Origin of the sequence: Staphylococcus sp. HMSC056G08 (assembly GCF_001812305.1) — a bacterium.
Taxonomy (GTDB): Bacteria; Bacillota; Bacilli; order Staphylococcales; family Staphylococcaceae; genus Staphylococcus; species Staphylococcus simulans.
Window position 1 is genome coordinate 31,540 of record NZ_KV808454.1, and the last position, 26,136, is coordinate 57,675.

Sequence of the window (26,136 nt, forward strand, 5' to 3'; positions counted from 1 at the left end):
ATGTCTTAAAAAATCCCCCGGAAAAATATTTCCGGGGGTTTCTTTAGTTTGTTATTAATAACGCAGTGCTTTCTTTAATCGTTTATATAACAATAAGAAAACGATAGATACTACGATACCTTTAATAATATTGAACGGTATAATACCAGATACTATTATGATTTTTAAGTTTTTCATGACATCGCTTAAGTTCATAATCATACCGTAAAGCGGTAATAATACGAAGTAGTTTAAAACACTTAATACCAATGTCATGACGATTGTACCTACAATGAGGCCAATGATGATATTGAAGCGGCTTTTAACCGCTTTGCTGACATAGTACGCAGTTAATAATAAACTTACTGCTGCTACAAAGTTTGCTAAAGGCCCAATTGGATCTCCCATGTTAAATAAGAAATTCAATAAGTTTTTAATCAATTCGACGATGATGCCTGCTATAGGTCCAAAAATAAAGGTTGCTAGTAAAGCAGGGACATCACTAAAATCTAAAGTTAAGTACGGAGGCAAAAATGGTAAAGGAAATTTGATAAACATCAAAATAAAAGCAATTGCACTCAACATACTTATGACGATGAAACGTTTGTTGTTTTGTTGATTCATAAAGGCTCCTTCCATTCATCTACGTGAATAGGAGGATTTCATTGCACAACAAATAAACCCTCCATCTTCTCCCATCCAGACTATACTGTCGGCTCTAGAATCTCACTAGATCAGCCATATCTATCAATCGATAAATACAGGTCGCAGGCTTAAATTACTGCCGGTTGGGAATTGCACCCGACCCCGAAGATGAATTTCATTAATATTTTCCTATTTATTGTAGCCGATTTATCTTAAAAGTTCAATCCGATTGCTTAACTAGGAAAAAAACTTGGGCGAAACGCCCAAGTTAAATGATTATGCTTCATGATGATGCGGTTTTGGTAATTTAATAATGAAAGTCGTGCCTTTACCTAATTCACTCGTTAAATTAATTGTACCTTCTTGTGCTTCAATAATCATACGACTGATGAATAGACCAAGTCCTGTTCCCTCTTTGCCGCGTTTTCTAGAAGCATCTACTTTATAGAATCTATCGAAAACTAATTCTACATGTTCAGGTGCAATACCACTGCCAGTATCTGAGATATATAAAATATCGTAATTATCATCTTCGCCAGTTGTGATTTTAATGGAATCTCCAGGACCAGTATATCTTGTCGCATTATCGACTAGGTTTGTTAGTACTTGTTCCATTCGATCCGAATCATAGAACCATAATTGGTTGTGTGTCTCTGGCGCGAGATCTATATCAATTTCTAATTCACTTGCTTGTTGACGATATTTCAACTGCATGCGATCAAGCAATTGGCTGATAGGTTGCACTTCTTTGTGAATAGATAAGCCTTCAGCATCCATTCTCGCAACATTTAACAACTCATTGACTAATCGATTCAAACGTTGTGTCTCATCTAAGACAATAGAAAGCGAATCTCTAATTTCTTCAGGTTCTGAAACTACACCGTCTACAATTGATTCCGTATAACCTTGCAATAAGGCAATTGGTGTTCTGAGTTCATGTGAAACTGTCGCAATAAAGTCTTTTTTCATTTGATCCAGTTTGTGTTCATTTGTCATATCTCGAATGATTGCGACAATACCACTGCTGCCGTTTGGTTGGAATTGATCAATATAACTCATAATTACCACATAATAACGGTTATTGACTTCATATTCTTCAAACTGAGTTTCCTTATCTGTGAAAGTATTATTCATTTGTTCAACGAATAATGCTTTGTTTTCTCCATCAAGCTCATTTTCCATTTGCTGAGCGAGTTGGTTAGATAGGATGATTTCCCTATTCTCATTAATACCCAATACACCTTCTACCATCGAATTGATTAAACTTTCTCTAATATTTTTAGAGGCTGAGATTTCATCAATATGACGTTGGATTTCGTTGCTCATCAGGTTGAATGAGTGTGCGAGTTCACCAATTTCATCTTTTGTATGAATATCGTTCACTAAAGAATAATTGCCTTTAGAAACGCCGGTTGCTTGGGTTCTGAGTTGGCGAAGCGGTTTTGTGATTCGTGATGATAAGAAGAAAGCGAATACAGTGGTCACGATTAAGAAAATAACCGCTGTAACAAGTATGATAATGGTAATAACATTATTTGTATCATCGATGCTTTTTAGGTCTTGGTAAATAAAGACTGCACCATTAGGATGTGTGTTATCAACTTTTGTTGGATATCCTACTAAAACATACGTATGTTTTTGACCATCAACAGTCATTTTAATATGTTCAGATGCTTTTTGTTTATTGTCGAATACTTGCGCAAAGTCTTTATCTTTTTGAATCACATCCATCATTTGTTCTTTGAATTTTGAATGTGAGTTATAATATTCATCCTTTTTATTTTTCATTATAATCAAACCGCTTGGGCCTTCGATAAGCATTTTACTATGTTTGATAGCTAATGATTTATTATCTGACTCCTCTAGCAGATTACTGATACGATGTGCATCGTTGACTAAAGAATGTTCAGTATCTTGCGTATAATACTGTTGGATGAATGTGATTAATGCAGCACTAAGTAAAATTAAAACTGTCGTTACTATTAAAATAATAGTTAACCACAGTTTTATGACGACATTATTGAGTCGTTTCATCGTTGTTGTCGACCTCAAATTTATAACCAACGCCCCATACAGTTTGAATCATTTGAGCTGCATCTTTTGAGACACGGTTTAATTTTTCTCTGAGTCGTTTAACATGAGTATCTACAGTACGCAAGTCTCCATAGAACTCATAATGCCAAACATCTTTTAATAATTGTTCACGGTCGAATACTTTGTTAGGTGTTTTCGCTAAGAAAATTAATAATTCGTATTCTTTAGGTGTTAAATTGACTTGTGTACCATCTGCAAGTACACGGTGTGCATCATTATCAATAACCAAATGCTTAAATTCTATTAAATCTCTAGCATGTGGTTCATTTTGATCTGAAGTTGCTGTTAGCGTGCGTCGTAATAAAGCTTTTACTCTAAGTACGACTTCTCTTGGAGAGAATGGTTTGACGATATAATCATCTGCACCTGATTCAAATCCTTCTACACGGTTCGTTTCTTCCCCTTTTGCAGTTAACATAATGATTGGAGTTTCTTTGTACTCTCTCAAACGGTTTGCAACTTCAATACCATCGATTTCGGGAAGCATCAAGTCTAACAAGATACAAGCATAGTCATGATTTAAAGCTAAATCTAATGCTTCTTTGCCGTCTCGAGCTTCTTCGATATCAAAAGATTCTCGTTCTAAATATAATTTTAATAGTCTGCGAATTCTTTCTTCATCATCAACGACAAGAATTTTTGTCATAATTTTATGTACCTCCCATATGAGCATTCAACAATAGTTGTCCAATAAGATAGACAGACAAGTCCTAAAACATCATAAACATCATGAATGATTTCCTGTATTGATAAAATATCTGTCATAACTTTCTCGGATTTAATAATTTGAGTATCGTCTTCGTATTTTTATTATATATAAAGGTTGTAAAAAAAGACGATTTTTCACTACAAAGCATATTATAACATAAGCATATATCAACAAGTTAATTGTAACCTTGTGAATAAAAATAGATTAACATAATTTGTGCATAATTTCACAAACTTTTATGCTGTTGCTACAAGTTTTAACCATTTGCGGCTAAATTGCGAAGTTTTTTTACTTCATGTGGCGTTAAGACACGTCCTTCTCCAGCGTTCAAGCCTTTTAATGTCAGACCACCCATTTCAATACGCGTCAATTTTGTTACTTCATGACCGAAATGTTCGAACATACGACGTACTTGTCGATTTCTACCTTCTGAAATTGTAATTTCAACAAGTGTTGTATTTTTTTCTTTATCTTGATTTTTAATTTTAACTTCTGCTGGATGTGTTTTTCCGTCTTCTAATTGAATTCCTTTTTCAAGTTGTTTCACTTCATCACGCATCAAATAACCTTTTAATTTAGCTACATATTTCTTTTTAATTTTATAACGAGGATGTGTCATTAAGTTTGTAAACTCGCCATCATTAGTTAAGATAAGCAATCCAGATGTATCGTAGTCTAAACGGCCAACTGGATAAATACGTGTTTCTAAGTCTTCGAAATAATCAGTTACGACTGTTCTGCCTCGATCATCAGATACACTTGTGATAACTTGTGCTGGTTTGTAGAATAAAATATAAAGTTTGTCTTCTTGTTCTAATTTAACGCCTTCAACTTCAACATTATCTGAAGGTTTTACTTTAGTACCTAATTCAGTTACAGTTTCCCCGTTCACTTTAACTTTACCTTCTGTAATTAATGTTTCTGCTTTTCTTCTAGACGTATAACCGCTATTTGCAATACGCTTTTGTAATCTCTCTAATTCTTTACTCATTATTATCTCCTTTTTGGTTAATTAAATTGTTGAAGAATGATTCTATTTCTTCTTCCTCTTCTTCGGTCGTTGGTAATTCATCTATATTTTTCATGCCGAATACATTCAAGAATAACGGCGTAGTATATAATTGTTGGCTTCTTGAATTGTCTTCATCTTTAGCTTCGATTAACCCTCTAGCAATCAATGTTTTGGCAGCACCATCAGAATTAATTCCTCGTATGACTTCAATATCACTTCTTGTGACAGGTTGGTTGTAAGCAATGATTGAAAGGACTTCCATGGCTGCTTGAGACAGTTTCATATTAGATTGTTGCTTCACAAGTTGTTCGATATAATCGGCTAATGCTTGTTTAGTTGTCAGAACTAATGTGTTTCCATATTGATGAATCATGAGTCCGGGTGATTCATAGTCAGCTACTAATGCAAGCAATTCTTCCTCAGAGACATCTAATATGTCTTGCAGCTGAGTTATTTCTAACCCCTCATCCCCTGCTGTATATAATAAACCTTCTAATATTCCGATTTGCTTAAGCGCCATAATTTACACCTCGAGTTATATTAATGTCTGCGAATTCTTTATCTTGTGTAATTTGAATAATGCCTGATTTAGACAATTCTAAAATTGCTAGAAAATGTGTAACGACATGCTCTGTTGTCTCTTTAAAAGTGAACAAACTGAAGAAATTAAATGACGTTGCTTTTGCCAAACGTTCAGACACTTGTGTTGACGCTTGTTCAATCGTAAATGTTTCTTTTTGGATAGTAACTTGTCTCGGCGTGTCAAATGAAGCTCTAGTCTTGATACGTTGATAGGCCATAATTAATTCAGTCAGGTCAATCGTATGGTTTTCATCCCATAATTCTGCAGTTTCTAAATGACTTAAGTCAGTTGGATGTTTACTATAGTACTGTTCCCTTTGAACTTTCATTTCATTTAGAAATTCAGTATATTCTTTGTAGTTTTGATATTCTATTAATCTTCCTACTAAATCTTCACGAGGATCGTCTAAGTCTTCATCTTCTAGATCTGGTTGTTGCGGCAATAACATTTTGCTTTTAATCATAAGCAGCTCTGATGCTACAACTAGGTATTCACTTGCAATATTAATTTCTAATTGTTTCATCGCATGAATATAATTCATATATTGTTCGGTTAAAGCTTTCATGGGAATATCATAAATATCAATTTCATATTTATGTATCAAGTGTAATAATAAATCGAGCGGCCCATTAAAAGCATCTAGTTTAACTTCGTACATCCATTTGTATCTCCTTTAATTGCAAGTCGCATTTGTCATTCAGTACAATATTATACATCAATCATTATAAGAATTAAACGAGAAACAAGGAGCGCTTAACAGATGAAACAAGCATTAATCGAGTTTTACTATCAGTTCCACACTAAACAACATTATTTTTTGTGCCATGATATTTTAGAAGACGCATGGAAAGCTCAATCTCATTTCACGAAACAAGACGCTGTAGTGAGTTTAATTTTGTGTGCGACCGGATGCTATCACTATAGACGCGCAAATTATAAAGGTGCACATACATTATTTAATCGTGCTTATCGAGTTGCTCATGCGAATTATGCTAAATTAGATCAATTAGGATTAGAAAGCAGAAGTTATCTAATGTTATTACGTGAGTTAATTGAAAGTACTAATCAGGAGCTACTATTTAAACCAGTAGAATTACCTTTACTATCAACAATGAAAAAACAAATCAAACGCATTTATCCTGATTATGCAATCATGCATCAAATTAATACGCTTCCTTATATCTACGACCATCACCTGTTAAGAGATCGCCATGAAGTTGAACAAGCAAGATTAGAAGCATTAAAACAAAATCATTTGAAACATAAAAAATAGTGCATGAACCAAATGATCATGGCTCATGCACGTGGATGGAATTCGTTGTAAATTTTTCTGATTTGAGATTTCGAAACATGCGTATAAAGTTGTGTAGTTGAAATATCAGAATGTCCTAACATCTCTTGAACTGCTCTTAAATCTGCCCCATTTTCTAGTAAATGTGTCGCAAATGAATGACGTAATGAATGGGGTGTCAGCTTTTTAGATATATTGGCTTGGACACCGTATTGTTTAATGAGTTTCCATATTCCTTGTCGTGATAAAGGTTTGCCGTGCATATTTAAAAAGAGTACGTCCGTAACTGTACGCTTTAATAATTGCGGACGAACAGTTTCGATATACTTTTTCAAATAATCAATCACCGTTTCACCTAAAGGGATAATCCGCTCTTTGCTTCCTTTACCGAATACGCGGACAAAGCCCATAATCAGATTGACATCCTCGACTCTGACATGAATCAACTCTGTTACACGCATACCCGTTGCATAAAGAAGCTCTAGAATAGTTCTGTCACGATAGCCGTTGTTTTTTCCTAAATTCGGCGTTTCTAACAACGCTAAAACATCATCGACATCTAACACATCTGGTAATCTGCGTTCATATTTCGGAGTTTCAATTAAAACTGTCGGGTCTTTTGCGGCATAGCGTTCTCTGAGCGCAAATTGATGGAAGCTTCGAACAGTGGAGATAAAGCGTGCGATTGATTTTGCGGAATGACCCTCATCGTGTAAATATCCTAAACATTGTTGAATCGTTTCTCTATCAATAAAATCTATATGTTTAACCTTTTTTAATTCTAAATAGGCTTTATATTTATTTAAATCACGACGATAGGCCCCAATGGTGTTAACACTTAAACCTTTTTCAATTTGGATGAACTTTAAATATTCCTCAATAATATTTTGAAAATTCGTTTCCAATCCGTTCACCTTCTAACCTAAACTAACTCTCTTTTTTCTTTTGTTGGCACTCACGACAAATACCATGAAATGTCAAACGGTGGTCTAAAATTTTGAAATGAAATTCAGATTCTACTCTTTCTTCGACTTTTGGCAATAAGTCTTCGACAATTTCTTCAACTTTACCACATTCCATACATACAAGATGGTGATGGAAGTGCTTTTCGCCTTCTTTTTTCAAGTCGAAACGTGAAACGCCATCGCCAAAGTTGATTTTATCGACGATTTTAAGTTCAGCAAGCAGTTCTAAAGTACGATAGACAGTTGCTAAACCAATTTCTGGTGCTTTGTCTTTTACTTTTAAATAGACATCTTCTGCACTGAGATGATCTTCTTCGTTTTCAATAAGCACTCTTAACGTTGCTTCACGTTGTGGAGTTAATTTGTAGGATGATTTTTGTAACTGTTGCTTCACGCGTTTTAAACGTTCTTCCACGGAAGCCTCACTCCTCTACTAATAATTATTATCATTGTAATGTAACTTAATGACTCATCTATAAATTACCAGTATTTGAGGTAAATTGCAACACATTCTCATTTGTTATTTAGAATGATTATAATGTGATAATACATGTTGTAACGCGATTAAAGTTTTGGCATCTTCAATTTTATGATTTTGTACTAAATCATTGATTTCATCGAGACTCAACTCTACTTGTTCAACAAATTCATCTGGGTCTAGATGGACCTCGCCTTTTACTAAATCGTCAGTGAAATAAATAGCGATTTTCTCATTTGCGAATCCAGGAGAGGTATAAATATCAGCAATCAATTCTAAACTATTCGCTTTATAACCTGTTTCTTCCTCTAATTCTCGTAAAGCTGCTGATTTTGGTTCTTCCCCTTTTTCTAACTTGCCTGCTGGGATTTCTAACAATACTTGTTCAATCGGTTTACGATATTGTTTAACGAAAACTACTTTGTTTTCGTTAGTTAATGCACATACTGCAACTGCACCTGTGTGATTAACAATTTCACGTTTTGAAGTCTTGCCATTTGGTAATTGTACTTCATCTACATCTACTTCAATAATTTTACCTTTGTAGATAGTTTGTTTATTTAATGTTTTCTCTGTTAAATCCATTTGAATCACGTTCCTTTTAACTATATTGAAATACTGATAAACTAGCAGTGTTAGACAATTAAAGTGTATCGAAAGGAGTCACAACATGCAAAAGAATGTTTTGAATAGCGGTTTAGAGATTTCTGAATTAGGTTTAGGGTGTATGAGTCTTGGTACAGAAAAGAAACATGCACAAGCCATTATCGAACGTGCCATTGAATTAGGAATAATATATTTTGATACAGCAGACATGTATGACAAAGGCATCAATGAAAAGTTAGTAGGAGAAATTTTGAAACCGTATCAAAACTCAGAAGATATCGTTATCGGAACCAAAGTCGGTAATCACCTTCAACCAGATGGTACGACATTTTGGGATCCTTCTAAGAAACACATCAAAGAAAGTGTCAAACAATCATTAAAAAACTTAGGTGTCGATCAAATAGATTTATATCAATTACATGGCGGAACAATTGAAGATCCGCTTGATGAAACAATCAGTGCTTTTGACGAATTAAAACAAGAAGGATTAATTCGTGCCTATGGTATCTCTTCTATTCGCCCTAATGTTATTAAATATTATTTAGAGCACAGTCAAATTGACACTTGGATGGCACAGTATAATTTGATTGATAATCGTCCTGAAGATTTAATTCAACAAGCACATCAAAAAGGTGTTAAAATGCTCGCGCGTGGACCATTATTTAAAGGGTTACTGACAGCTGAAAGCAATACAGCGTTAGACCAAAAATTTGCGGATGGTATTTTTGATTATAGCTATCAAGAACTTGGCAGTACAGTCGCATCGCTTAAAGAAATTGAAAATAATTTATCAGCACTCACTTTCAATTACTTATTAACACAAGACGTTTTAGGTTCAATTGTGGCAGGTGCTAGTAGTGTTGAACAACTAGAAGAAAACGTGAAGAATTATCAAACACATGTGGATTTAACACGTTTACATGCCGCAAAAGAACGCGTAAAAGATTTGCATTATACAAATCATCTCAACTAAACCACTAAATCATAAATAGGAATATAAATGAATAAGACTTGTCATCTCCTCAAAATAACGTAACGTTGTTACTGAGAACTATTTTGGACGGATATGACAAGTCTTTTTATTATGAGTTTTTATTATTAAATAATTGCGGTGCCAACCTTTCAAGTGTTCTTGGTGATAATTGATAGATTTTCAAAAGTTTGTGCAACCATTTAGGGCGATTAACTTCAGCCTTTCCTTTTAACATCGCAGAAATGATATCTCTCGCTAGTACATTAGGATCTAACATAAACTTATCAACTTGTGCAGCATAATTTAGTGTAGGATCTGCTTTAGCATGAAATGGTGTACGTATCGGTCCTGCATTTACTACTGTCACTTGATAATCTGGCTGTTCCAATCTTAATGTGTTTAATACTTGATTAAATCCTGCTTTACTCGCTGCGTAGTGACCACTTGCTGTTTGGGTAGAAAAAGCTGCTAAACTACTGATACCGACTATAAAAGGATGTTGTGTAAAATAAGGTGCAAGTTGAGATAATAATAAGTTGAAATGAAGGACATTAATGGTATACGTTTCTATCATTTCCTGTTCACTATGTTGCAGTATAGGTTTAAAATATCCCAACCCTGCACTATGTATAAATCCATCGATTGGTTTTGAAAATGTGAGTTGATGAATATCTGTTGCATCATTTAAATCACAATACTTTGAATCTAATAAGTGTTGATTGACTGGAAAATGTGTTTCATTAAATTTTTCTATGTTTCTTACTAGTAAAGTCACATGAGCACCTTTGGCTAAAAGTTGTTGCGTAAGTGCATAGCCAAGTCCACTCGTGCCTCCTGTTACGATAAAATGCTTTCCTATTATCTGTTGCATTATAATCCTCCGCTCTGTATGAGTTGTATATCCGTTGAAATTATAGCCTCAAATTAACATTGTTGTGCAAAATGATTGATATTGCTATGATAAGTGTATCAATTATCAAAATATAGGGAGTGCTATTCAAAATATGAAAATTGTATTCTATGGTTCAGGCAACATGGCTCATGCTATTTTTGCAGGAATAATTGCATCTGAAGTAATCGATCCTAATGATATTTATATTACAAACCGTTCTAATGAAGCGGTCTTAAAAGGCTATGCTGACGAATTAGGCGTTAATTATAGTTATGATGACGCCGCATTATTAGCAGATGCTGACTTTGTCTTTTTAGGAACGAAACCCTATGATTTTGAAGCATTAGCTGATAGAATCCGTCCATATATTACAGATAAAAATAGATTTATTTCCATCATGGCTGGTATCTCGATACAGTATATCAGAAAACAACTTGACCATGATAACCCAATTGCACGTATTATGCCTAATACGAACGCACAAGTCGGTCATTCAGTCACAGGTATCAGTTTCTCAGAAAACTATAAGCAAGAAGATAGAAAACAAGTTATTGATATTGTCCATGCGTTTGGTTCAGAAATTGAAGTTCAAGAAGATGCGTTGCATCAAGTCACTGCGATTACTGGCAGCGGCCCTGCTTTCTTGTATCATGTGTTTGAACAATATGTAGAAGCGGGTGTCAGACTTGGTTTAGATAAAGAAGAAGTTGAAGAATCTATACGTAACTTGATAATCGGAACTGGAAAAATGATTGAGCGTTCTGATTTAAGTATGGAACAATTAAGACAAAACGTGACTTCTAAAGGTGGAACGACGCAAGCAGGCTTAGATGCTTTAGCTCAACACGATATTGAAAGTATTTTCGAAGATTGCTTCAATGCGGCAGTAAAAAGAAGTAAAGAGTTATCGAACGACGAATAAGTTAAAATTGATAAAAGAAATGCTGAGACAGTTAAATTATCTGCCTCAGCATTTTTATATTTCAAACGCATCAAAGTCTCTTACGAATTTAAATTTTAAATGTGGATAATGCTCTTGTAATTCAGCATACAACACATCGATATCACTCAGGTTATAACGGTTACTAATATGATTCAACAATGCTTGTTTCGCATGAGAATCTTCTAATAGTTTTAATACATCTGAAATATGGCTATGATGATGACTATCCGCTAATGTTCTATCACCATCAATATATGTAGCTTCATGAACAATCACGTCAACATCTTCAGCAAGTAAATATTCATTTTTACAAGGCATGGTATCGCCGAATATTGCGATTTTAGGACCTATTTTATCTGAACCTTTAAATTGTGATGAGTCATAAGTTTGATTGTTGAATACAAAAGTATTTTGTTCTTTGACTTCTTGGTATTTTGGTCCTGGTTCCATACCGATAGCTTTTAATGCAGCGACATCTATTTTACCAGGTGTGGTTGGTGCTTCAATACGATAGCCGAATGATGGTACACCATGATTCAAAGCATATGCACTGATTGTAAAACCTTCGTGATGGTAATGTAATTGTTCATCAATTTCTATAAATGTAATTGGATAATTTAATTTAGATAATGAGGCTTGTAATGTCATTTCAACATAGCTTTTAATACCTCTTGGCCCAATGATTGTTAAGGGTTTATCTTCCCCGCCTTGGAAAGAGCGGCTTGTTAATAAGCCAGGTAAGCCGAATATATGATCACCATGCATATGGGTGATGAAAATATGGTCTACTTTTCCGAGTTTAATCGAATGATGCAAGATTTGATGTTGCGTTCCTTCTCCTACATCGAATAGCCATATTGAATTTGAATAGGGTTCTAAGTTGAGCGCTATTGCTTGTGTATTGCGTTCTTTGGTTGGCAACGCCGCTCCAGTACCTAAAAATGTAATTTCCATTATAACGCTCCTCTCTACACGTTAGTGTACCATATCTAAAATGACAAACACGAAGAAATTTAAGCATAAATGTGTTACATTAATTCTTCATAGTTTATAATAATAGCATATCTAATATAGAATTGAGGTTTTGAATCTTGAGTAATAAAAGAAAGCATATACCATGTTTGATTACAATTTTTGGAGCAACTGGTGATTTAAGTCATCGAAAGCTGTTCCCTTCACTATTCCATTTATACCAACAAGATAATTTAGATGAACATGTTGCAATCATTGGTATTGGCCGTCGTGACTATTCGAATGAGCATTTTCGCAACCAAGTTAAGTCATCTATTCAAGCTCATGTAAAAGATACAAAACACCTTGATCAATTTATGGAACATGTATTTTACTTCAAACATGATGTCAGCGAAGAACAAAGCTATGATGATTTATTGCAGTTTAGTAATCAACTCGATTCAGAATTCGGCTTACAAGGAAATCGCCTATTCTACTTAGCTATGGCCCCTAATTTCTTTGGTTTAGTTACGGATTACTTAAAATCATCTGGTTTAACTAAGACAAGAGGATTCAAACGCCTTGTAATTGAAAAACCATTCGGCAGTGATTTGGCTTCAGCTGAAAAATTAAACAAACAAATTAGAAAATCATTTAAAGAAAATGAAATTTACCGTATTGACCATTATCTTGGTAAGGATATGGTACAAAACATCGAAGTGTTACGATTTGCGAATGCGATGTTTGAGCCTTTATGGAACAATAAATACATTTCAAATATTCAAGTGACTTCATCTGAGATTTTAGGTGTTGAAGACCGTGGAGGGTATTATGAATCTAGCGGTGCATTGAAAGATATGTTCCAAAACCATATGCTTCAAATGGTGGCGTTGTTAGCGATGGAACCGCCGATCAGTTTAAATAGTGCAGATATCCGTGCGGAGAAAGTAAAAGTGTTAAAGTCGTTGCAACCATTGGATTCTGAAGCGGTTCGTACAAACTTTGTACGTGGTCAATATGATGCTGGTGAAATTGATGGCAAGTATGTTAAAAGCTATCGTGAAGAAGATCGTGTCAGCGAAGACTCAATCACACCTACTTTTGTTTCAGGTAAAGTCATGATTGATAACTTCCGTTGGGCTGGTGTACCATTCTACATCCGTACTGGTAAACGAATGAAACGTAAATCTATTCAAGTCGTGGTTGAATTTAAAGAAGTACCTATGAATTTATATTACGAAAAAGATAAGCATTTAGATTCCAACTTATTGGTTATTAACATCCAACCTAATGAAGGTGTTTCTATTCATTTAAATGCGAAGAAGAACGTACAAGGTATTGAAACTGAACCAGTTCAACTATCATACTCAATGAGTGCACAAGATAAAATGAATACCGTTGACGCCTATGAGAACTTATTGTTCGACTGCTTAAAAGGTGATGCAACAAACTTTACACACTGGGAAGAATTAAAATCAACTTGGAAATATGTTGATGCAATTCAAGAAGAATGGGATCAAGTTGAACCTGACTTCCCTAACTATAAATCAGGTACTAATGGTCCATTAACAAGTGAATTGTTATTAAGTCGTGATGGATTCCACTGGTGGGACGATATACATTAATATCAGTTTAAATTTATGAAGACAAGACAGTGTCACAACATTGATACTGTCTTGTTTTTTTAACGTCTTTTTGTAGGAAAGTCATAGAAGAATACGGTATAATATAGGACAATAGTTATTTTAGGAGTGAGCAGTTTGGACGTTATCAAGCAAATACAACAGGCCATTGTTTATATTGAGGACCGTGTTTATGAGCCTTTTCATTTGCAAGATTTAAGCGATTACGTTGGCCTTTCTCCCATGCATCTAGATCAGTCTTTTAAAATGGTTGTCGGCTTATCTCCTAGTGAGTATGCAGAAGCTAGAAAATTAACGAAAGCAGCTGAAGATGTGATTGTAGGGGCTTTTCGTTTAGTAGATATCGCTAAAAAGTATCATTATGAAGATACAAATGATTTTGCTAATGCATTTAGTAATTATCATGGCATTTCCCCTATTCAAGCAAAGCTGAAGCAAGATGAGTTGAAAATGCAAGAAAGATTATATTTAAGAATAGCAACAACGGATCGTCCACCTTATACGTATAGATTAGAAAAATCTGAGGATCACGCATTAGTCGGTTATGCTAAATTTGTGAATACAGAGGACTTAAGCAATCCATTTCTTGTTGCTGATTTTTTAGAGGATTTATTAGTAGATGGTAAAATTAAAGAACTTGAACGTTATAACGATGTAAGTCCTCATGAACTATTTGTTGTAAAGTGCCCACTGGAAAATGGTGTTGAATTGTTTATAGGTGTACCAAGCGAACGGTACCCCGCTCATTTAGAAAGTCGATTTTTACCCTCTAGACAATATGCTAAGTTTAATTTACAAGGTGAGATTGATTTTGCGGTCAATGAAGCATGGCACTATATTGAAACAAGATTGCAGCTTACGATGCCTTATGAAACTGAAGCTTTGTATGTAGAGGTTTATCCATTTGATATTTCTTTCGACAATCCTTTTACAAAAATTCAATTATGGTTGCCTGTTGATTTAGATGAATAATTAAAGTGAAAAGCACACTATCAGAAATGATAATCTGATAGTGTGCTTTTTATAGATTTATAAAATTATTTTTCTTCGGCCCAATGTGTATGGAATGTACCTTCTTGGTCTTTACGTTGATAAGTGTGCGCACCGAAGTAGTCACGTTGTGCTTGAATTAAGTTTGCTGGTAAGTTTTCTGAACGATAACTGTCAAAGTAATTAATGCTCGCAGCAAATCCAGGTGTAGGAACACCATTTGCAACACTTTCAGCAACAACATCACGTAATGCTGATTGATAATTTGTTACGATATCTTTGAAATAAGGATCTAATAATAAGTTTTGTAATTCTGGATTATTATCATATGCCTCTTTAATTTTTTGTAAGAATTGTGCACGAATAATACAACCTGCTCTCCAAATCATAGCTAAATCGCCAAGTTGTAAGTTCCATTCGTTTTCTTCACTTGCTTTACGCATTTGCGCAAAACCTTGTGCATATGAACAGATTTTACTCATATAAAGCGCCTTACGGATTTTTTCTAAGAACTCATCTTTATTACCTTCAAATTTTGGTGATGGGCCAGTTAATTCTTTAGAAGCAGCGACGCGCTCATCTTTCATTGATGAGATAAAGCGTGCGAATACAGATTCAGTAATAATTGTTAATGGTACACCTAGTTCTAATGCATTAATAGAAGTCCATTTACCAGTACCTTTTTGACCTGCTTTATCCATTACTTTTTCAACTAATGGGGAACCGTCTTCATCAAGTTTGTTGAAGATTTCACCAGTAATTTCAATTAAGTAACTTTCAAGTTCGCCTGCATTCCATTCTTTGAATGTATTTGCGATTTCAGTATGTGACATATGCAATGCATCTTTCATTAATGCATAACTTTCAGCGATTAATTGCATGTCAGCATATTCGATACCATTGTGTACCATTTTAACGTAATGTCCTGCACCGTCTGGACCAATGTATGTTACACAAGGCGCACCATCGTCAGCTTTAGCAGAAATTGCTTCTAAGATATCAGCAACTTTGTCATATGCTTCTTTTTGACCACCAGGCATGATTGAAGGACCAGTCAATGCGCCTACTTCTCCTCCTGATACACCTGTACCAATAAAGTTAATGCCGCTTTCTGCTAATGCTTTGTTACGACGAATCGTATCTTGATAGTTTGTATTACCACCATCGATTAAAATATCACCATCATCTAACAATGGTAATAAACCTTCGATTGTCGCATCCGTTGCCGGACCTGCTTTAACCATTAAAAGAATTTTACGTGGACGTTCAAGTGAATTCACAAATTCTTCTAAAGAATAAGTTGGGTGAATATTTTTGTCTTTTGATTCTTCGACCATTGTGTCAGTTTTTTCTTTTGAGCGGTTATAAACTGAGACTGTATAGCCACGAGATTCAATATTCCAAGCTAGATTTTTACCCATTACGGCTAAACCGACTACACCAATTTGTTGCGTCATATTACTTACCTCTCTTTGATAAAATTTTCTATTTTATTGTATCACAATTAGCGTTCCTGCTCACTTATTCAAGCTTAAAATCAATCGCTAGTTAATTCTACAATTTTAAGTAGTTGTTCAGCTAATAAATTTAAAGATTGAATTTCCATTCTTTCTTCAGTTGTATGGATATTTTGATATCCGATACCAATAATCACAGTTGGAATACCTAATGCGTTGATAATATTTCCATCAGAGCCGCCTCCGGCAACCACTGTATTTCCACTTAATCCTAAACTTTGTGCACTTTTTACTGCATATTGTGTCACTTTAGCATCTTCAGCTACTTTAAAACCTTGATAACTTTTACTTGTAAATACATCAGCACTGCAACCATAAGCTTCGGCAGTTTCCTCAAATACTTGTTTCATATGGTTGATTTGGGCTTCGATTTTGTTATTGTCATGTGATCTGGCTTCTGCATGTAATGTGACTTCGTCAGCGACTATATTCGTTGCTGAACCGCCAGTAAAACTACCGATATTGGCAGTTGTTTCATCATCGATTTTACCTAACTTCATTTTACTGACTGCTTTCGCCGCAATATTAATAGCACTTACACCTTTATCCGGTGTGCTGGCATGTGCTTTTTTACCATGAATTACTGCACTAAGTTTCATCTGTGTAGGTGCACCCAATACAGTTGTTCCAATTGGTGCACTAGCATCTACTGCGTATCCAAATTGTGCATCTAATAATTCAGGATTAAGCGCCTTAGCACCTAGTAAACCAGACTCTTCACCTACTGTGATAACAAATTGAATTTGGCCATGTGGGATTTGATTTACTTTTAATACTTGAATTAATTCAAGTAAAGCAGCAATCCCTGCTTTGTCATCTGCGCCTAGTACAGTTGTACCATCTGAATAGATATATCCATCATCTTTGATGATAGGTTTAACGCCAATACCAGGTGCAACTGTATCCATATGACTTGTAAAATAAATTTTTTGGGTTTTATTGTGATTTTCTGTTGCCGCAAGTGTACAGATTAAGTTGTTTGCACCTAAATCAGGCTGCTCACCTGCATTATCTTCTTTTACTGTTAAACCTAAACTTTCAAATTTTTCTTTAAGAATTGGTTGAATGATTTCTTCATGACCTGTTTCTGAGTCGATTTGTACCAATTCTAAAAATGTTTCTAGTAAACGTTGTTCGTTAATCATGTTCTAACCCCTTCCTATACTATGTTTAGTGTATACGATTTATCTGCTTTGTAAAACATATATGTTCTAAAAAATAGGTTAAAATCATGATATAATAATTTGTAAGCGTCAAGTTGAAAACATAACCATATTGATTTAAAATAAAGTACTATATTTATAATTAAGAAGAAAGTTTATCTGGAGGAGAATAACGTGTTTAAAGGCAAAGTCTCAAAAGTTGTTATCATCGTTATGTTGGTAGCAGTAATCGTTGCACTGATATTATCAAGTTTAGCACCATTGATGCAGTAATAAAAAATGAGGATGATCTGTAAAAAAGATCACCCTCGTTTTTTTATATTTCATCGTATAATTTTAACGATCCAAAATGAGATTTAATTTGTAAATAACGTTCTAGTTCACTAACAATTTGTATTTCGTTTGCACGATTGATTAAGGCTTCTTTCGACTGAGGCAGAGATTGATCATAAAGATCAATATGTAAATCATAAAGTGAATACAGACGCATCGCAGTATAATCATTACTATTAACGTTCTTAGCTATTTCAGCAAACAAATTACCTAAACGGTGCATCATTTTATCTTCTGATTTTATATTCTTCAGCAGGTGTTCAATACGCTCTATTATTTCCAATTGTTCTTCTCTCATATCAAAATAATGATAATAAGAGTTTTCGTTACGAACAAAGTGATTTTTTACGTCTCTGAACGCATAAGATTTCGCTTTTTGGATTTCGAGTTCAATGTTTTTGAGTGGCACATCTACTGGATAATCTAAATCAAAACATGATTTACTGAATGCATTGAAAGTCTCAGTAAACTGTTTCTCTATTTTATGTTTATATTCTTTTAATTGTTTATCTAGACTTGGCATAATTAAGTTCATAATAAAAGCGATACCTAAGCCAACGATTAACAGTAAAACTTCATTGATAAATAAATGTAAATCAATAACTTTAGCATTAAAAACATGTAGCAATATAACGCAACTTGTAATAATACCTTCTTGTACCCCTAATACTACTGTTAAAGGTATAAAGAATAATACGATTAAACCTAATACAATTGCATTTTGACCAAGCAAACTAAAAACGATAGATCCTAATATCAATATAAGAATACAGGATACAAAACGAGAAACAATTGCTTGTAGGGAATGTACTTTTGTATGTTTAATACATAAAACAACTAAAATGGCACTTGAAGAAAAATTATCTAAACCAATTAATTTGGCAATAATTATTCCAAGTGCCATTCCTACAGCAGTCTTTATCGTTCTAAATCCTATTTTATAGGGATTAAAACGCATCATCTGCTTTACCTCTTATCGTTCTTCACAATATTTTTCGAATAAATTTTGAAGCTGTGTAATAACATCCATAATGTCATGGCCTTCTATTTGATGACGTTCAATCATTTCAGCAATTTTACCATCTTTAACTAACGCAAATGATGGACTTGAAGGAGCATAACCTTCAAAATAATCTCTCGCTTGTTGTGTCGCTTCTTTATCTTGTCCTGCAAAGACTGAAACTAAGCGATCAGGTAGTTTATCATAATGTAATGAATGTTCAGCAGCTGGACGTGCAATACCTCCGGCACAACCGCAAACTGAGTTAACCATAACAAGTGTAGTACCGTCTTGTTTTAATACAGCATCTACTTCTTCAGGCGTTGTAAGTTGTTCATAACCTGCTTTTTCTATCTCGTTACGTGCTTGTTCTACAACATCGTTCATATATAAATCGAAATTTAAATCCATATCGAAATCACCTTTCAGTTCTTAATAACGTTCTATTTTATTCTACTAATTAATTTAGTAATCTTCAACAGGATTAACTTTAACATTAAGAACAGTTTAATAAATATGCGTATGTTCGATTGTAAATTGTTCTACTCTATTTTTGATTGTGTTCATGAAACGACCAGCTTGTAAGCCATCTAAAATACGATGATCAATCGAAATACATAAGTTCACCATATTACGAATTGCAATCATATCATCAATCACAACTGGTTTTTTTACAATGGATTCTACTTGTAAAATCGCAGCTTGTGGGTGGTTAATAATGCCCATCGAAGAGACAGAACCGAATGTTCCAGTATTATTTACAGTAAAAGTTCCACCCTGTAAATCAGCTTGTGTTAATTTATTTTGACGTGCTTTTTGAGCTAATTCATTAACTTCGCGTGCAATTCCCTTAATTGATTTTTCATCTGCATTGTGGATGACTGGTGTATATAATTTATCCTCTACAGCTACTGCAATTGAGATATTGATATCCTTATGAACTTTAATTTCAGAGCCTTGCCAACTACTGTTTAACATTGGGAACTCTTTTAATGCTTCTGCAACTGCTTTAACAAAGAATGCGAAGAATGTTAAATTATAACCTTCTTTTGCCTTAAATTGCTTTTTATGATGATTTCTAGTTTTCACTAAGTTTGTTGCATCAGCTTCAACCATCATCCATGCATGAGGAATTTCTGAAACACTTTGAACCATATGTTTAGCAATCGCTTTACGCACACCATTTACAGGAACAGAATCAGCTGGAACAGTTGATTGTTCTGTAGATGCAGAAGGTTGGATATTTTCTTTTTCAGCAGGTTTATTTTGAATTGGTGTTGACCCAGCTTGAGTTGAGACAGCTTCTGAGTGAGCAATTACATATTCAATATCTTTTTTTGTCACACGACCTTCAAATCCTGTCCCTTTAACTTGTGATAAATCAATTTGATGTTCAGAAGCTAGTTTAAATACAACAGGTGAATATCTACCATTATTTAGTGGTTTATCAGAGGTAGCGCTCTTAAAATTTTGTTTAGATTCAGATTGGGATTCTGTTGATGTATTTTCATTTTCGGATTTTTCTGTAGTTGCTGTTGATTCTGGTTTTGAATCAGATTCTGAACTCTCATCTGATGAACCTTCAGCTTCAATTTCACAAATTGGTGTCCCGACACTAATAGTTTCCCCAGCTTCAACTAGGATTTTGGTAATTGTACCAGCTTCAGTAGACGGTACTTCCGCTGTTACTTTATCTGTAATAACCTCACAAATAGGCTCGTATTCTTCAATAGTATCGCCGACTTCTACTAACCATTGTTCAATTGTACCTTCATGTACACTTTCTCCGAGTTTCGGCATTTTGATTTCCATTTGATAAGCCTCCTATAATTTAGAAACGCGCAAGTTCTAACATTTTTGCTTTGATTTTATCTGGATTCATCATGAATTCATCCTCTAATGGTGGCGAGAATGGCATAGATGGCACGTCTGGACCAGCAAGACGCATGATTGGAGCATCTAAATCAAACAAGCAATTTTCAGCAATGATTGCTGATACTTCTGACATAATGCTGCCTTCCAAATTATCTTCAGTTACAAGTAAAATCTTACCTGTACGTTTTGCACGTTCAATAATCGTTTCTTTGTCTAATGGATAAACTGTACGTAAGTCGACAACTTCTACATCTATACCTTCTTCTGCTAAAACATCTGCAGCTTGTAAGCTGTAATTAACACATAAACCATAAGTAAAGACTGTAATATCATTGCCTTCACGTTTTACATCCGCTTTACCTAGTGGGACTGTATAATATTCTTCAGGTACTTCCTCTTTAAGTAACCGATACGCTTTTTTATGTTCGAAATAAAGTACAGGATCATTCGATTCAACTGAAGCTAATAGCAGACCTTTCGCATCATATGGTGTAGATGGAATAACGATTGTTAATCCAGGTGTAGATGCAAAAACACTTTCTATACTTTGAGAATGATATAAAGCGCCATGTATACCTCCACCAAAAGGTGCACGAATAGTGATTGGTGAACTCCAATCATTATTTGAACGGTAACGCATTTTTGCAGCTTCACTCATAATTTGGTTAGTCGCTGGTAAAATATATTCAGCAAATTGAATTTCAGCAATTGGGCGCTTACCTAACATAGAAGCTCCAATAGCTGTACCAACGATATTTGATTCGGCTAATGGTGTATCGATGACACGTTCAATTCCGAATTTTTCTTGTAAGCCTTGAGTAACACCAAATACGCCACCTTTTTTACCGACGTCTTCTCCTAATACAAATACATCAGGGTCATTTTCCATAGCCTGATAAATTGCTTGTTTGATAGCTGCTAAATAAGTGAGTTTAGCCATTATTCAAGCCCTCCTTCTTCGTAAACAAATGTATATGTTTCACTTGGATCTGGATAAGGAGAAGCTTCTGCTTCTTTTGTTGCTTTGTTGACGATTGATTTATTTTCTTTTTCAATTTCGTCGAACCAAGCTTGATCCGCAATGCCTAAATCCATCAGATGTGCTTTAAATTTAATATTGCAATCTTGAGATTTTAAGCCTTCTCTGATTTCAGGACTACGATATTGGTCATCATCATCAGAAGAATGTGCAGTCATTCTAGTACACATTGCTTCTAATAAAGTAGAACCCTCGCCACTTAATGCTCTTTCGCGTGCTTCATGCATAGCTTTATACATTGCAATTGGATCATTTCCATCTACTCTTTCTCCGTGGATACCATATCCAAGCGCACGATCAGAAAGTTTTTCAGCAGCATATTGTAAGTGTGATGGGACTGAGATTGCATATTCATTGTTTTCAATCACACAAATAAATGGTAATTTTTGAACCCCAGCAAAGTTTAGTCCCTCATGGAAATCACCTTGGTTAGATGTTCCTTCACCTAGTGTTGCCATAGCAATATTAGGTTTGCGATCCATTTTTAATGCTAAAGCTGCACCTACACCTTGTAATACTTGCGTGCCTACTGGTGAACTTTGTGATAAAATATCGACAGATTTTTTACTGTAATGTGAAGGCATTTGTTTACCTCCAGAGTTGATATCTCCTTTTTTACCAAAAGCTGACATCATTGTTTCAGCAGGTGTAATACCGAGATATGTGATTAATGCTAAATCACGATAATAAGGTGCTGAAACATCTCCTTTTTCCATCGCAAACGCCATACCGATTTGTGCTGCTTCTTGACCTTGGCAACTAATTACGAAAGGAATTTTGCCTGCACGGTTTAAGAGCCACATTCTTTCATCTAATTTGCGGCCAAGATCCATCCATTTATACATTTCTTTTAAATCATTTTCGGTCAGACCGGCAGATTTATAATCCATCATTTTCTATTTCCTCCTCATATTACGCATGAACAGAGCGTTTTGCTGCTTTAAGTCCAGCTTCCATTAGAACTTCTGAAAGTGAAGGATGTGCATGTGTTGTTAGTCCTAATTCAAGCGTAGATCCATTCATAAATTGTAGTAAAGCAACTTCGTTGATTAGTTCTGTTACATGTGGACCTATCATACTTAATCCTAATACAGAATCTGTTTCTTGGTCTACCACTACTTCACAAAAACCATCTTGTTGATTAGCATCTTCAATCACAGCTTTACCAATAACTTTAAAAGGAACTTTAAAACTACGTGCTTTTTTATAATCTGCGGCTTTAGCTTGTTCTACATTCATGCCGATTGATGCGATTTCAGGATAAGTATAAACACATTTTGGAATTGCATTATAATCAACTGGAATTACTGAGTCTTCAAACATTGCTTCTACTGCAATTGTCCCTTCTTTAGAACCAGCGTGTGCAAGTTGTAATTTACCGATGCAGTCTCCAGCTGCATAAATATGTTGTTCTTGGGTTTGTTGTTTGTTATTAACTTCAATAAAACCTTTTTCGTCTAAATTAATTTTTGTATTGTTTAAGCCGATATCCTCTGTATTTGGTTTGCGACCTACTGCTAATAAAATTTTATCTACTTGCAGTGTCTCATTTTCTAGTTTGATTTCAGCTGAATCATCACTAATTTGAATTTGGTCTTCAGATAATTGAACATTTTCACGAATCTGCACACCTCTATCATTCAGGTGTTTTTTTAATGTTTGTGTAACTGATTTATTTTCACTAGGTAAAATGCGTTCACCTGCTTCTATAACTGTTACATCAACACCAAAATCATTTAATAATGAAGCAAATTCCATACCAATAACACCGCCGCCAATAATAGCAATGGACTGAGGAAGCTCTGTCATTTTTAAAATGTCATTGCTTGAAAGTACAACTTGGTGATCAAATGATAAGAAAGGTAATTCCGCTGGTCTAGAACCTGTCGCGATCAGCACATAATCATTCGGAATAAGTTCAGATGTACCATCTTCGTATTCAACAGATATTGTACCTGGTTGAGGTGAAAAAATTGATGAACCCAGGATACGTCCAGTGCCGTTGTAGATATCGATATGGTTGTGCTGCATTAAGTGCTTAACGCCAGTATGCATTTGTTCAACAATATCGTTTTTTCGTTCATATACTTTATTATAATTCAAATTAAATTGTTCTGTTTCAATACCATATGCCGCAGCATGTTTAACTGTATGTAATACTTCAGCTGACTTTAACAAGGCTTTAGTCGGAATACATCCTTTATGCAGACATGTACCGCCGAGTAATTGATTTTCAACAATCGCGACTTTTTTGCCCAATTGAGATGCGCGGATGCCTGCGACATAACCTGCAGTGCCACCACCTAGAATAACTAAATCATATTGTTCTTCTGCCATGATTGATCTCCTAACTATATATTTTTACTTCTTCGCGTAAATTAACTGCTTCATAAACTTGATTTGCAAGAGCTTCCATCTCTAACTCGCCTGGATATACACTAACAGGAGCAATCCATTCTACATATTCTTGAATTTTATCCGTGATGAGTTGACTGTGTGCAATTCCGCCTGTTAAAAGAATTTGATCGATATCGCCTTTAAAAATAACAGCCCTTTCGCCAATTGTCTTCGCAATTTGATAAATCATTGCATCTAAAATTAAATGAGTTGTTTTATTTACGCTATATTCATTCACTAACTGTTTCATGTTATTAGTAGAACATAAATTAACGAGTCCTGCTTTCTTGCTAATAAAGTGTTGAAGTGCTTCAGGTGAATACCCACGCTCAACTCCAAATTGATAAAGCATATCATTCGGAATTGTGCCAGCACGTTCCGGACTCATTGGACCTTCGCCGTATAAGCCTTCATTCACATCCACAACTTTACCTTGTAAATGCGCACCTACTGTAATACCTCCACCCATATGAACCACAATAACATTGACTTTGTTATAAGGCTTTTGAATGGACTTTGCATATTGACGTGCAACTGCCTTTTGATTTAAAGCATGAAAAACACTTCTACGCTTAATATCCTTTATACCTGTTATCCTTGCGATATCAATTAATTCATCAACAACTACAGGATCAACAATAAATACAGGTATATTTAGTATTTCTCCTAATTTATACCCTATAATCCCACTTAAATTGGAAGCATGTACACCATATTTGAAAGATCTTAAGTCTTCATACATTTTAGAATTCACTGTATATGTACCGCCAGCTATGGGTTTAAGTAGACCGCCTCTACAAGCTATCGCATCGATACTTTGCATCCCTGGAGTCTTTTCTTTTATAAATGATTTTATGGAATCAATTCGATATGATTCTTGATCAAGTAAAGGCTTTTGTGAGATGTTCAAATCATGATGAATCGTTTCCATTGAAACACAATTTTCATCTTGATAAAAGCCTATTTTTGAAGAGGTACTACCTAAATTTATGACTAAAATATTGGTCATATATTTCACCTGCTTTATATTGCATTCATGATGCAGTATTCATGTTTTCTCAAAACTATCCTTTATATTTTACCTTAATCTAGTATTCAATTAAAAGTAATCCCCTATAAAAGTAATGACTTGTTACCCTCAAATAGTTATTTTGCAGTTTAAATCTCTAAAAACAAAATAAAAATACGACTTTCACTGACAAATGAAAATCGTACTTTTTAATTCATTAGCCTTAAACGTTATAGAAACCTGAATATCACATAATAGATTTGTATGTCATGATTTAATTTTGATTCAAAAGATTAGTTATGACGAAAACCTAATATGAGTCTGAAAATGATGGATATCATAACTATGGCTATTCCAACAATTGAGAAATTGAATAGATTAGTAGGTTTCATTATAGAAGAAAACACCCAAGTTCCTAACGGCATAAATAGTATTGCAACTTAAAATATAATCCCAAAAACTCTTCCTAAATATATATCTTCAACATTTCTTTGAGTATATGAAAAAATTTGTATGTTAAACATTGTTAAAAATAAATTGAAAATTAATGGTATGAGTAGAATCACAAAATAGTTATGTAGTAATAAGTATACAATTGGGCAAACACTTAATGAGGTTCCTGAAATTCCTAATAAAGTCATCAATTTCTGAATTGGTAGATCTTTTTTTGATATTCCTATTATTAATGCGCCAATTATTCCATCAAAAGCTTCAGCAGTTAAAAATGAACCATATAAACCTATTGCTATATCAGGAAATATTTGATTACTAAATGGCAGTAGTAAGTTATAAGCTGCAAGAAAAAAGTTTACAAGTACAGAAAGTACAACTATCAAAAAAATCTCTTCATGGTGCAATAAATATTTAAAACCTGAAATTAAATCGTTAAAAGGATTTATTTGAAATATCTTTGCTTTTAAGAAAAATCGTACTATATTCTGAGGAATTGATACTATTATTCATGAAAATAGGAACAGAAATGAATTTACTCATCCTGTTCCTATTTAGTAAAAAGTGGCTCTATACTATTTAGGACTGGTGATAATCAC

26 protein-coding genes and 1 riboswitch are annotated in these 26,136 nt (G+C 34.4%); of the genes, 5 read left to right on the forward strand and 21 right to left on the reverse strand.

Translation table 11 applies throughout. The features are described 5' to 3' along the window. Positions 1-54: 54 nt before the first annotated feature. The 6 genes from HMPREF2846_RS04705 to HMPREF2846_RS04730 form a co-directional block, all read right to left on the reverse strand. Positions 55-603, reverse strand: a complete 549-nt coding sequence (locus HMPREF2846_RS04705) for an ECF transporter S component (RefSeq protein WP_002480989.1) — start codon at positions 601-603, stop codon at positions 55-57. Positions 604-662: 59 nt separating this feature from the next. After that, a riboswitch (FMN riboswitch) is annotated at positions 663-798 on the reverse strand. 102 nt (positions 799-900) lie between these two features. Continuing rightward, on the reverse strand, positions 901-2,658 hold the full coding sequence (locus HMPREF2846_RS04710) for an ATP-binding protein (RefSeq protein ID WP_002480990.1): 1,758 nt from the start codon (positions 2,656-2,658) through the stop codon (positions 901-903). Next, positions 2,642-3,364: a response regulator gene (locus tag HMPREF2846_RS04715; RefSeq protein WP_002480991.1), complete on the reverse strand. Its 723-nt coding sequence runs from the start codon at positions 3,362-3,364 to the stop codon at positions 2,642-2,644. Before HMPREF2846_RS04715 ends, HMPREF2846_RS04710 begins: the two co-directional genes overlap by 17 nt. Before the next feature lie 319 nt (positions 3,365-3,683). Next, a complete protein-coding gene (locus tag HMPREF2846_RS04720) occupies positions 3,684-4,418 on the reverse strand; it encodes a pseudouridine synthase (protein ID WP_023015179.1) in 735 nt (244 codons plus the stop codon). Then, positions 4,411-4,959: an SMC-Scp complex subunit ScpB gene (scpB, locus tag HMPREF2846_RS04725; protein WP_002480993.1), complete on the reverse strand. Its 549-nt coding sequence runs from the start codon at positions 4,957-4,959 to the stop codon at positions 4,411-4,413. The genes HMPREF2846_RS04720 and scpB overlap by 8 nt, the downstream gene beginning before the upstream one ends. Beyond that, positions 4,949-5,680: a segregation and condensation protein A gene (locus HMPREF2846_RS04730; protein ID WP_023015178.1), complete on the reverse strand. Its 732-nt coding sequence runs from the start codon at positions 5,678-5,680 to the stop codon at positions 4,949-4,951. Before HMPREF2846_RS04730 ends, scpB begins: the two co-directional genes overlap by 11 nt. Positions 5,681-5,782: 102 nt before the next feature. Here HMPREF2846_RS04730 and HMPREF2846_RS04735 point away from each other — a divergent pair, with 102 nt between their 5' ends. Further along, complete coding sequence (locus HMPREF2846_RS04735) at positions 5,783-6,295, forward strand: DUF309 domain-containing protein (protein WP_070625938.1); 513 nt, start codon at positions 5,783-5,785, stop codon at positions 6,293-6,295. A gap of 23 nt (positions 6,296-6,318) precedes the next feature. Here the strand turns inward: HMPREF2846_RS04735 and xerD are convergent, their stop codons facing one another. From xerD to HMPREF2846_RS04750, 3 genes are all read right to left on the reverse strand, one after another. Beyond that, positions 6,319-7,218 (reverse strand): site-specific tyrosine recombinase XerD, encoded by a 900-nt coding sequence (gene xerD, locus HMPREF2846_RS04740; protein WP_070625939.1) that lies wholly within the window; start codon positions 7,216-7,218, stop codon positions 6,319-6,321. A gap of 22 nt (positions 7,219-7,240) precedes the next feature. Beyond that, a complete protein-coding gene (locus tag HMPREF2846_RS04745) occupies positions 7,241-7,693 on the reverse strand; it encodes a ferric iron uptake transcriptional regulator (protein ID WP_002480997.1) in 453 nt (150 codons plus the stop codon). A 105-nt stretch (positions 7,694-7,798) separates the two neighbouring features. After that, positions 7,799-8,341 (reverse strand): NUDIX hydrolase, encoded by a 543-nt coding sequence (locus HMPREF2846_RS04750; RefSeq protein ID WP_023015176.1) that lies wholly within the window; start codon positions 8,339-8,341, stop codon positions 7,799-7,801. Positions 8,342-8,426: 85 nt separating this feature from the next. Here HMPREF2846_RS04750 and HMPREF2846_RS04755 point away from each other — a divergent pair, with 85 nt between their 5' ends. Beyond that, the gene (locus tag HMPREF2846_RS04755) at positions 8,427-9,335 is read left to right on the forward strand and encodes an aldo/keto reductase (RefSeq protein ID WP_070625941.1); all 909 of its coding nucleotides are present in this window, start codon (positions 8,427-8,429) and stop codon (positions 9,333-9,335) included. Positions 9,336-9,444: 109 nt separating this feature from the next. Here the strand turns inward: HMPREF2846_RS04755 and HMPREF2846_RS04760 are convergent, their stop codons facing one another. Beyond that, positions 9,445-10,206, reverse strand: coding sequence for an SDR family NAD(P)-dependent oxidoreductase (locus HMPREF2846_RS04760; protein ID WP_176745468.1), 762 nt, complete (start codon positions 10,204-10,206; stop codon positions 9,445-9,447). Between the two features lie 133 nt (positions 10,207-10,339). Between HMPREF2846_RS04760 and proC the strand changes: the two genes are divergently transcribed. After that, entirely contained in the window at positions 10,340-11,149 is an 810-nt protein-coding gene (proC, locus tag HMPREF2846_RS04765; RefSeq protein ID WP_002481001.1) for a pyrroline-5-carboxylate reductase, read from the forward strand. 54 nt (positions 11,150-11,203) lie between these two features. On the opposite strand, the gene rnz is transcribed toward proC, so the two are convergent. Next, positions 11,204-12,124: a ribonuclease Z gene (gene rnz, locus HMPREF2846_RS04770; RefSeq protein WP_002481002.1), complete on the reverse strand. Its 921-nt coding sequence runs from the start codon at positions 12,122-12,124 to the stop codon at positions 11,204-11,206. Positions 12,125-12,261: 137 nt separating this feature from the next. Between rnz and zwf the strand changes: the two genes are divergently transcribed. Together zwf and HMPREF2846_RS04780 are read left to right on the forward strand one after the other, a co-directional pair. After that, entirely contained in the window at positions 12,262-13,746 is a 1,485-nt protein-coding gene (gene zwf, locus HMPREF2846_RS04775) for a glucose-6-phosphate dehydrogenase (RefSeq protein ID WP_002481003.1), read from the forward strand. Positions 13,747-13,881: 135 nt separating this feature from the next. Beyond that, positions 13,882-14,736 (forward strand): effector binding domain-containing protein, encoded by an 855-nt coding sequence (locus HMPREF2846_RS04780; RefSeq protein ID WP_070625943.1) that lies wholly within the window; start codon positions 13,882-13,884, stop codon positions 14,734-14,736. A 65-nt stretch (positions 14,737-14,801) separates the two neighbouring features. Here HMPREF2846_RS04780 and gndA read toward each other — a convergent pair whose 3' ends face one another. The 10 genes from gndA to HMPREF2846_RS04830 all read right to left on the reverse strand — a co-directional run bounded on the left by gndA (position 14,802) and on the right by HMPREF2846_RS04830 (position 25,923). After that, on the reverse strand, positions 14,802-16,211 hold the full coding sequence (gene gndA / locus HMPREF2846_RS04785; RefSeq protein ID WP_057510487.1) for an NADP-dependent phosphogluconate dehydrogenase: 1,410 nt from the start codon (positions 16,209-16,211) through the stop codon (positions 14,802-14,804). 80 nt (positions 16,212-16,291) lie between these two features. After that, entirely contained in the window at positions 16,292-17,416 is a 1,125-nt protein-coding gene (locus tag HMPREF2846_RS04790) for a M20/M25/M40 family metallo-hydrolase (protein ID WP_070625945.1), read from the reverse strand. Positions 17,417-17,750: 334 nt separating this feature from the next. Further along, positions 17,751-18,728: an aromatic acid exporter family protein gene (locus HMPREF2846_RS04795; protein ID WP_057510485.1), complete on the reverse strand. Its 978-nt coding sequence runs from the start codon at positions 18,726-18,728 to the stop codon at positions 17,751-17,753. Positions 18,729-18,740: 12 nt separating this feature from the next. Further along, positions 18,741-19,178 carry a bacilliredoxin BrxB gene (brxB, locus tag HMPREF2846_RS04800; RefSeq protein ID WP_002481008.1) on the reverse strand — a complete coding sequence of 146 codons (438 nt, stop codon included), beginning with the start codon at positions 19,176-19,178 and terminating at the stop codon, positions 18,741-18,743. A gap of 96 nt (positions 19,179-19,274) precedes the next feature. After that, the gene (locus tag HMPREF2846_RS04805) at positions 19,275-20,579 is read right to left on the reverse strand and encodes a dihydrolipoamide acetyltransferase family protein (RefSeq protein ID WP_070625947.1); all 1,305 of its coding nucleotides are present in this window, start codon (positions 20,577-20,579) and stop codon (positions 19,275-19,277) included. A 19-nt stretch (positions 20,580-20,598) separates the two neighbouring features. Further along, entirely contained in the window at positions 20,599-21,582 is a 984-nt protein-coding gene (locus HMPREF2846_RS04810; RefSeq protein WP_070625948.1) for an alpha-ketoacid dehydrogenase subunit beta, read from the reverse strand. After that, complete coding sequence (locus HMPREF2846_RS04815) at positions 21,582-22,574, reverse strand: thiamine pyrophosphate-dependent dehydrogenase E1 component subunit alpha (protein ID WP_002481011.1); 993 nt, start codon at positions 22,572-22,574, stop codon at positions 21,582-21,584. Before HMPREF2846_RS04815 ends, HMPREF2846_RS04810 begins: the two co-directional genes overlap by 1 nt. Before the next feature lie 19 nt (positions 22,575-22,593). Then, on the reverse strand, positions 22,594-24,018 hold the full coding sequence (gene lpdA / locus HMPREF2846_RS04820; RefSeq protein WP_070625950.1) for a dihydrolipoyl dehydrogenase: 1,425 nt from the start codon (positions 24,016-24,018) through the stop codon (positions 22,594-22,596). Between the two features lie 10 nt (positions 24,019-24,028). Next, the gene (gene buk, locus HMPREF2846_RS04825; protein ID WP_057510481.1) at positions 24,029-25,087 is read right to left on the reverse strand and encodes a butyrate kinase; all 1,059 of its coding nucleotides are present in this window, start codon (positions 25,085-25,087) and stop codon (positions 24,029-24,031) included. A gap of 440 nt (positions 25,088-25,527) precedes the next feature. Then, the gene (locus HMPREF2846_RS04830; RefSeq protein ID WP_070625952.1) at positions 25,528-25,923 is read right to left on the reverse strand and encodes an MFS transporter; all 396 of its coding nucleotides are present in this window, start codon (positions 25,921-25,923) and stop codon (positions 25,528-25,530) included. Between the last annotated feature and the right edge of the window lie 213 nt (positions 25,924-26,136).